The 2,772-nt window shown below is 75.9% G+C and carries 3 protein-coding genes; 2 read left to right on the top strand and 1 reads right to left on the bottom strand.

Annotation, left to right across the window (positions count from 1 at the left end):
- Positions 1-1,177, top strand: a 1,177-nt coding sequence (gene dprA / locus DEJ24_RS16465) for a DNA-processing protein DprA (protein ID WP_146246000.1), incomplete at its 5' end; no start/stop codon positions are given.
- Between the two features lie 71 nt (positions 1,178-1,248).
- A complete protein-coding gene (locus DEJ24_RS16460; protein ID WP_375334720.1) occupies positions 1,249-2,253 on the top strand; it encodes a tyrosine recombinase XerC in 1,005 nt (334 codons plus the stop codon).
- Here DEJ24_RS16460 and DEJ24_RS16455 read toward each other — a convergent pair.
- A partial coding sequence (locus tag DEJ24_RS16455) for a M23 family metallopeptidase (RefSeq protein ID WP_309147024.1) occupies positions 2,238-2,772 on the bottom strand: 535 nt, incomplete at its 5' end. The two genes, DEJ24_RS16460 and DEJ24_RS16455, sit on opposite strands and share 16 nt — an antisense overlap.

Here is a 2,772-nt window from a genome sequence, read left to right as displayed (position 1 = left end):
AGCGTTGGCGGAGTTGCTGGTCGGTGCCGGTGCCGGTGCCGGTGCCGGTGCTGGTGCTGGTGCTTGCGCGGGTGTGGGTACCGGCACGGAGGCGGGAGCCCGGGGCTCCCTGGGCTCCGTGGGCTCCGTGGACCCCGCAGGCTCCGCGGGCTCCGCTGTCCGAGCCTGCGACGAAGACGAGGTCCGCGACCGGCTGGTCGAGTCGACGGCCGCGGCGCTCGTCCCGGCGATCGCCCGGTGGCGCCCACGGCTCCTGCGGCTCGACGTCGACGCCGTGCTGTCGGCAGCGTCCGCCATCGGGTGCGCGCTCGTCGTCCCCGGCGACCCGGACTGGCCCGCGGGCATCGACGACCTCGGACCGCACGCCCCACTCGTCCTCTGGCGACGCGGTGCACCGTGCACCGCCGGACGGCCCTCGGTGGCGGTCGTCGGGTCCCGGGCGAACACGATCCTCGGCGCCGAGGCAGCGGCCGAGATCACGTCCGCCGCGGCCGACGTCGGCTGCGTGATCGTGTCCGGAGGTGCCCACGGCATCGACGCCGTCGCACACCGGGTCGCGATGGCCGCCGGAGCGCCGACGGTCGCCGTGCTCGCCGGCGGGATCGACCAGCTCTACCCGGCCGCGAACACGGCGATGCTGCGAGCCGTCGCCGAGCACGGCGCCCTGCTCGCCGAGTGTCCGCCCGGGACCCGACCCTCGCGCTGGCGGTTCCTCGCCCGCAACCGGTTGATCGCGGCCCTCGCGACCACGACCGTGATCGTCGAGGCCGGAGCCCGGTCCGGCGCGCTCAACACCGCGAACCACGCCGGACAGCTCGGACGGCCGGTGTTCGCCGTGCCCGGCCCGTACTCGTCGCCCGCGTCGGTCGGATGTCACCGACTGATCGCGGACCGGCGGGCCGAGCTCGTGGTGCAGCCCCGCGACCCGGCGGAGACGGCAGTGCGCCTGTGCTCCGGGGAGCGGATCGTCGCTGGGGCGGAGGTCCCGATCGCGGGCGCGCGGATCGACCCGGAGGTGCTGCGCGTGGTCGACGCCCTCACTCCGCGTCGGCCGACACCGGTGGACGAGGTGGCTCGGCGGTCGGGGTTGTCCCTCGTCGACACCACGGACGCCCTCGCGCTGGCGGAGTTGCAGGGTCTGGTGCAGCACGGCCCCGGCGGATGGACGACGACGTGACACGGGGGCGGGACGGGTCGGGTGCGGGCGCGTCGATGCGCGAGCCCGCCCGGCACGCCTACCCTGGCGTCATGCGGGACACCGAGGGCGACCGGGAGCGACAGCGCGGCATGCTCGGCGACGTCGTCCGGGTGTTCCTGGACCACTGTCGGCACGGCCGGGGCCTCAGCGAGCAGACCGTCCGGGCGTACCGCGCCGACCTCGACGACCTCGTGGCGTTCGCCGCCGAGCGGCAGGTCGTCTCGGCGGCGAATCTCACGCTCGAGGTCCTCCGCGACTGGCTCTGGGCAGCGACGGAGCGCGGCCTCGCGCGGTCGACGATCGCCCGACGCAGCGCCTCGGTCCGGGCCTTCACCCGATGGGCGAGCGAGACCGGAGTCCTGACGGTGGACCCGGGTGTCCGGCTCCGGGCTCCGAAGGGTGCCGCGCACCTGCCCCGGGTCGTCGCGCGGGACCAGGTGCGCTCGATGCTCGATGGCCTCACGGTCCGTGCCGCGGACGACGATCCGGCAGCGCTCCGCGACCGTGCCGTGGTCGAACTGCTCTACGCCGCCGGCATCCGGGTGAGCGAACTCGTGGGGCTCGACCTCGGGGACGTCGACCGGACCCGGCTGACCGTCCGCGTGCTCGGCAAGGGCGGCAAGGAGCGGGTCGTGCCGTTCGGTGTCCCGGCACACGACGCCCTCGAAGCGTGGCTCGACCGCGGACGCCCGGCACTCGCTGCAGCGGCAGCCGGAGCCGTGGGAGCACCCGGAGCAGCGGGCGCAGTCGGAGCCGCACACGGTCCCGGTTCGGCGGGCACCGCCCTGTTCCTCGGCGACCGGGGCGCCCGACTCGGCACCCGGAGCGCCTACCGTGTCGTCGCCCGGCTCCTCGAGGCGCTGCCCGGCGAGGGCCCGAGCGGACCGCACACCTTCCGGCACACCGCGGCGACGCACCTGCTCGACGGGGGAGCGGACCTCCGCGCCGTGCAAGAGCTCCTCGGGCACGCGAGCCTCGGCACGACGCAGATCTACACCCACGTCTCGTCGGCCCGGCTCCGCGAGGTCTACCGCACCGCTCACCCCCGCGCCTGAGGGTCCGGCAGCAGCACCGGCCACGCGGGCCTCGGCAGCAGCGGCAACGGGTCGACGTACGCGCCGTCGACCCGGGCACCGAGATGCAGGCACGGCGTCGCCCGCGGGCAGTGTCCGGCACCGACCGTCCCGACTCGATCGCCCCGACGGACGGGCGTCCCCGCCGACACCGACGGCACGACCGGGTCGAGCGTGCTCACCAGCCCGCCGCCGTGGTCGATCGTGACGACCGTCCGTCCGCCGACCTGCCCGGCGAACGCCACCGTCCCGTCCGCTGGTGCCGTCACCAGGGTGCCGGGTGGGGCCGGGACGTCGAGCCCACGGTGGCCCGGCCCGTAGTCGGTGGCGGGAGCGTCCCACGGCCGGAGGACGACCCGGGTCGTTGTCGGCCACGTCCACGGTGCCGGTGACCGGGGGGCCGCGTGCTGCGCCGGGTCCGATGCGGCGGCGGTCCCGGCGACGAGCACCAGCAGGACGACCAGCACCGCTGTCACCAGCACCGCCAGCACCGCCAGTGCC

This window comes from Curtobacterium sp. MCPF17_001 (genome assembly GCF_003234615.1).
GTDB lineage: Bacteria > Actinomycetota > Actinomycetes > Actinomycetales > Microbacteriaceae > Curtobacterium.
The sequence above is the reverse complement of the archived record's forward strand: the minus strand, read 5'-3'. Positions and strand labels throughout refer to the sequence as shown.